General features: G+C 27.0%; 5 protein-coding genes. All 5 read right to left on the reverse strand.

What is annotated here, in order from left to right; all coding sequences use genetic code 11:
- Positions 1 to 95 precede the first annotated feature (95 nt).
- Complete coding sequence (locus HCG76_RS18605) at positions 96 to 1,625, reverse strand: sodium:solute symporter (protein ID WP_221701759.1); 1,530 nt, start codon at positions 1,623 to 1,625, stop codon at positions 96 to 98.
- 28 nt (positions 1,626 to 1,653) lie between these two features.
- On the reverse strand, positions 1,654 to 2,520 hold the full coding sequence (locus HCG76_RS18610) for an N-acetylneuraminate lyase (protein WP_221701760.1): 867 nt from the start codon (positions 2,518 to 2,520) through the stop codon (positions 1,654 to 1,656).
- Positions 2,521 to 2,570: 50 nt separating this feature from the next.
- Positions 2,571 to 3,242, reverse strand: coding sequence for an N-acetylmannosamine-6-phosphate 2-epimerase (locus tag HCG76_RS18615; RefSeq protein ID WP_221701761.1), 672 nt, complete (start codon positions 3,240 to 3,242; stop codon positions 2,571 to 2,573).
- 409 nt (positions 3,243 to 3,651) lie between these two features.
- On the reverse strand, positions 3,652 to 4,407 hold the full coding sequence (gene srtB / locus HCG76_RS18620; RefSeq protein ID WP_221701762.1) for a class B sortase: 756 nt from the start codon (positions 4,405 to 4,407) through the stop codon (positions 3,652 to 3,654).
- Positions 4,408 to 4,696: 289 nt separating this feature from the next.
- Positions 4,697 to 5,512 (reverse strand): hypothetical protein, encoded by an 816-nt coding sequence (locus tag HCG76_RS18625; RefSeq protein WP_221701763.1) that lies wholly within the window; start codon positions 5,510 to 5,512, stop codon positions 4,697 to 4,699.
- Positions 5,513 to 5,778: the final 266 nt, after the last annotated feature.

Raw genomic sequence — 5,778 nt, forward strand, 5'->3', positions numbered from 1 at the left:
GCTTATAGAGTCTGGGATTTATTTTTTTTTTTTGCAAAAGGGGCCTCGCACTAATTATTTAGTGCGACAGCCCCTTTAAATCTAACAATACTTAATTATACTACATCTCTAGACTCTTCTTTAAAATCTTTTTTAAAGTATATCGTTGTGTTATCCTCTGTTTTATATGCCTTTTTATTCATATTAATTTGAATTGAACTTACTATATATCCAACTATAAGTGAAACTGATATAGATATTAATGAATATGACCATGAAGTAACATTAGGTACTTTATACTTTAATACTACAACTATTATAGCTGATACTATAAATCCTGCATAAGCTCCCATACTTGTAGCCTTCTTTGTAAATGCTCCTAATACAAATGTACCAGCTAAAACTCCAAGTACTAATCCCATAAAGCTGTTAAACCACTCATAGGCTGATTTAATTTCTCCATTAGCAAGAATAATTGCTACTGCTATTGCTAATATTCCTACTCCTAAAGATATGTATTGAGCTATCTTTGTTTGCTTTTCTGAACTTATATTCTTAGAAAAAACAGTTTGAATATCTAAAGCCCAACTTGTTGCAACTGAGTTAAGCCCAGTTGATAAAGTTGATTGTGATGCTGCATATATAGCTGCAAGTAATATCCCTGTTATACCTACTGGTAATTGGAAAGCAATATATGATGCAAATATTTGATCTTGTTGTGCTGTTTGTAGTAATTGTGGATTTTGGTTATAAAATACGAATAACGCTGTTCCTATTAAATAGAAAACTGTTGCTAAGAATATTGATAATACACCATTTCCATAAGTCATTTTCTTTAATTGCTTTAAATCTGTTGTTGTTGTAAATCTTTGAACTATATCTTGACTTGATATATATGATGAAAATGTGTTTATACCAGCACCTACTATTATTATAAATACACTACTTTTAAATATATTTATATCGAATATAACTTCTTTTGGTGCTAAGAATTTTCCTGAACCAAGTGCTTCAAATACAGATCCTAATCCACCGTTAATATTGAATACTAAGAATCCTAATGCAAAAACAACTCCAACTATTAAAACTACACCTTGAATAAAATCTGTCCATAAAACTGACTTTAATCCTCCAGTATATGAGTAAATAATTGCTATTATTCCCATAACTACTATTAAAATATTTACATTGATTCCAGTAAGTTGAGCAAGTACTACTGATGGTAAATACATGATAATAGACATACGTCCTATTTGATATACAATAAACATTACTGCTCCAAGTACTCTAAGACCCTTGCTTTTATATCTCTTCTCTAGATAATGATATGCTGTATCAATTTCTAACCTACTATATAAAGGTAAGAAATATCTTATTGTAATAGGTATTGCAATAAGCATACCAAGTTGAGCAAACCATAAAATCCATGTTCCACCATATGAGTTACCGGCTAATGATAAGAATGATATCGGACTAAGTAAAGTTGCAAATATAGATACAGAAGTAACCCACCAGGGGATTGTTCCATCCCCTTTAAAGAATTCTTTTCCCTTCATTTCCTTTTTAGAGAAAGCCAATCCTGCAAATAATACCGCTGCTAAATAAACAACTAAAACTACCATGTCTATCCATGTAAAACCGACCATAATATCTCCCTCCTATTCTATTTTAAGTTTAAAAATATTTTTTATTTATTTCCTTAGCTCTTTCGATCATTTTTTCTGTAGCTTCCTTCATAGGCTTTCTACAATATCCTGAGTCTACTCCTTGTTCTGCAAGTAATAATTTTAATGTTTGATATAATCCATTATCTAAAATATCACTTATTAAATCATTAGTTACATGTTGAACTTCTAAAGCTTCCGATACTTTACCTTCTTTAGTTAATTCAAATATTTGCTTAGCTCTCTTACCATTTACATTAAATGTTGAACCTATAGCTCCATCAACTCCTAATACTGTAGCTGGTAGCATCATTTCATCAAAGCCTGCATAAATTAATTTATCTGGGAATCTCTTACGCATTCTTTCTAATAAATAGAAGTCTGCTGCTGTAAATTTAACTCCTATAATTTTTTCATTTTCAAATAACTCAGCGAATTGATCTAAACTCATATTTACTCCTGTTAAGAATGGAATTGAGTATATAATTAGTTTGTTCTCTACTGAATTAATTATTGTTTCATAATAGTATTTAATCTCTGCAAAATCGAATTTATAATAGAATGGTGTAACTGCTGATATAGCATCATATCCTAGTTCTGTAGTATATTTAGCAAGTTCCACAGCTTCCTTTAAATCAATTGAACCAACTTGAGCTATTAATTTAACTTGATCTTTAACTTCATCTTTAGCTATTTTAAATATTTCTTTCTTCTCGTCAGTTGAAAGCATAAAGTTTTCTCCAGTACTTCCTCCAACGTATAAACCATCAACTTTACAATTATCAATATTATGTCTTATGATTTGTCTTAGTCCCTTTTCGTTTATATTTCCTTCCTTATCAAATGATACTAATAATGCTGAATAAATTCCTTTCATAATTAACCCCCCATATTAAAACGTTTTCTTAAACTTTAAAATTTTAATTTTTATAAATCTTGTATTTCATCTGTAAATCTTTTTGTTATTTGTTGTGGTCTAGTTATTGCACCGCCTACAACACAAGAATATGCTCCTTTTTCAAAAGCCATTTTTAAATCCTCTGGTGTATTTATTTTTCCTTCTCCAATTACAGGAATATTTAAATCTTTACTTAAATTCTCTATAAGCTCTAAATCTACTCCATCTTCTTGCCTTGAATAATTAGTATATCCAGATAATGTTGTTGAAACACAGTCAGCACCTAAGTTTGCCGCCTCTATTGCCTCATCATATGTAGATATATCTGCCATAACTAATACTTTATTTTCATGTATATAATCAATTAATTCTTTTAAACTTTCTTTATTAGGCCTCTGTCTTTTAGTTGCATCTAAAGCTATCATTTCACAGCTTGTACTTAAAAGAGCATCAACCTCTTTTTTTGTTGGTGTTATATATATATCTGAATCTTTATAATTTTCTTTTATTATGCCTATTACAGGAAGATTAGTTACCTTTTTAATTTCATTAATATCATCAATACCTTGTGCTCTAATAGCTATTGCTCCACCTTCTTTAGCTGCTTTAGCCATTCTTCCCATGATAAACGAACTATGTAAGGGCTCGTCCGCTAATGCTTGACAAGATACTATAAGCTTTCCTTTAACCTTATTTAGCATGCCTAATTACCTCCTATTTAAAATTGTTTTTTATTTTTGAAAATTTTTATCTTTTCCGTGATTAAATATTATCATGAAATTGTTTTCTTTACAATACTTTTTAAAAATTATTTTCATTTTTTTGAGTAAAATTTATTTTTTCTTCTTTTTTTCGATTTTATAGAACCTTTTTTAACTTTTTTTTCATTTTAAAGAAAGTTTTTTTCACTTTAATATAATTTTCTTGATGAAATTTATTTTCATTTTTTTATATTATACCTATCTATTTAATATTAAATTATTATTTGGTATATATAATTCTTTTTATTATAAATACTGCTTACATAAATTAAAATAAAAAATAGAAGACTCATTTATAAGCCTTCTAAATATCCTTAAATTTCTCCTAGCATATTAATATTTATAGTTTTTATTGAGCTGACTTTAACGCTGCTGATACTAAAGTTCTTGCATCGTTAAATTCATAGCTACAAGTTACCATGGTTATTAAGCTACTAATTCCCTCTTCATCTATTATATCCTCTGCTTTTATATCTCTATAAAATATTGAATTTTCCTTTACTTTTTCCATATATTTATTCATATCATCTTCATTCTCAAAATCTAAAACTACTTCTGCTCCATCTGCTGGAACAACATTTACTGCAAATATTTCATATACATATTGTATTCCATCTTTAAGTAAAACTATTTCTGGATTTTCATTAAAATAAGTTTCATCTTTAAGCTTTACAAGATCAGCAAACATACTTCCATCTGCCATATTATGACCAAATAACCATAAATTATTATCATTTTCTATGTCATTTCTATAATCAATAAATATACTTCCTGGGTAATAATAGTTTCCATCAAAATCCGCATATAAATAAAAATCATTATCTTGTCCTTGAAGCATTGGATAATTAATGTTAGTTCCATTCATATTAATCCACATTTTATAATCCTTATTTTTTTCTTTTAAAGTATTTTCTTTTGCTAAAAGTTCTTCATTAACTACTCTCTTTGACTTTGTTTCTGCCTCCAATTCTATTATAGGAGCACTAAAAAGTACAACTTCAATTTCACTTATTGCCTTGTCATTATATTCATACAACTTATATCCGCTAAATCCTATTCCTCCTATAATAATCATAGTTAATATTGCCATAACTAATTTTTTCATATTCCTTCCCCCCTAAATTCACTTTTATTAATAACAGTACTTTTATTACTTAAACCTTTTCATACTTTAATTATATACATTTTTTTCTACTTTTAAATATTTTTTCTTTTTTATTTTTATATAAAACTAGTAGTAATATGAAATTATCTTCAAAAAAATTAACCATTAATAATAAATTAAAAAGCCTGTAGTTTAAACTACAGACTTTATTTCTATAAAATAACCTTATTTTATTATTTTTATAGAGTTATTTTGGTACACTACCAATATATTAAACTAATATTAAATGCTAAGTATCATTATTTGAAATACCCCTTGGCCATGAAAGTAACTTATTCTTAGCTATTCTTAATTCTTTCTCATTTTCAAAATTTATATTACAAAAATAATTATGATAATTAGCTATCCAAACATATTTATCCCAAACCCTTATATTTTCTTTATGTAAATCTAACATTTCCTCTATCTTAACTTTATGTTTAAAAAGTAACTCTATCTGCATTTTTTCAAACTCATACTGATTATTACATTGAGTATAGTATTTAAATACTGTATTTAGATAGTTTAAAAACCATTTTCCATCATTATCTATTAATATTTTATTTTTCTGTGGTGCTATATCATAATTATTTATATATTTTTGTAATCTACTAACTGTTTTATCATCTAGTACAATTCTTGGATAACATGCTAAATTACTTTCAACATTATGTGCATCTAAAAGAGCTGGCCCAAATACTATGTCTTCATTAATATAAAAATCACCTACACTAACTCCACCTCTAACAAAAAGACCTTCTAAAGCTAAATTAAACTGGTATTCTGATACATTATCTAATATTTCATTTAATTCTTCTTCTCCATCATCTTTTATAGGATAACCTACAATCATATTATCAGTATATACCTTTATTTTTCCCTTACTGTACTTATTTTTAATTATACATTGCTTATTTCTATTTATAAGCAATGTAATTTCCTTAAGTAAATTATTTCCATATTCATTGTTACATGATTCTATTATCATTTGTGAAAAACCCAATATATCTATAGTACATACCATAGAGTTGACAAGCATTGGATTATCTTCATTATATTTTTGCATACTTCTTCTCCCCCATTTTAATTACTATATTCACTATATTTTAACATTACCTTAAGTAGTTGCAAGTAAGTTTTTTTATTATAATCAAAAAAAAAAGGTTGTAGTTTAAACTACAACCTGTAACAATCTAAAATTATCTTCTATTTTGCTCTTTTTTAGCTCTTCTATATAAGTGCTAAGATATGAATGTAAATAAATGATCATTTAAGAATGTAATAAAATAACTTTATAAAGTATAATTACCAAAGAGGAATCGGAGGTAATTA

Origin of the sequence: Clostridium sp. K13, assembly GCF_019734195.1 — a bacterium.
In the GTDB taxonomy this organism is placed as follows: domain Bacteria; phylum Bacillota; class Clostridia; order Clostridiales; family Clostridiaceae; genus Clostridium.

Excerpts from the sequence above, each read along its gene's own strand:
- HCG76_RS18605 (WP_221701759.1), bottom strand. The coding sequence starts at position 1,625 with ATGGTCGGTTTTACATGGATAGACATGGTAGTTTTAGTTGTTTATTTA.
- HCG76_RS18610 (WP_221701760.1), bottom strand. The coding sequence starts at position 2,520 with ATGAAAGGAATTTATTCAGCATTATTAGTATCATTTGATAAGGAAGGA.
- HCG76_RS18615 (WP_221701761.1), bottom strand. The coding sequence starts at position 3,242 with ATGCTAAATAAGGTTAAAGGAAAGCTTATAGTATCTTGTCAAGCATTA.
- srtB (WP_221701762.1), bottom strand. The coding sequence starts at position 4,407 with ATGAAAAAATTAGTTATGGCAATATTAACTATGATTATTATAGGAGGA.
- HCG76_RS18625 (WP_221701763.1), bottom strand. The coding sequence starts at position 5,512 with ATGCAAAAATATAATGAAGATAATCCAATGCTTGTCAACTCTATGGTA.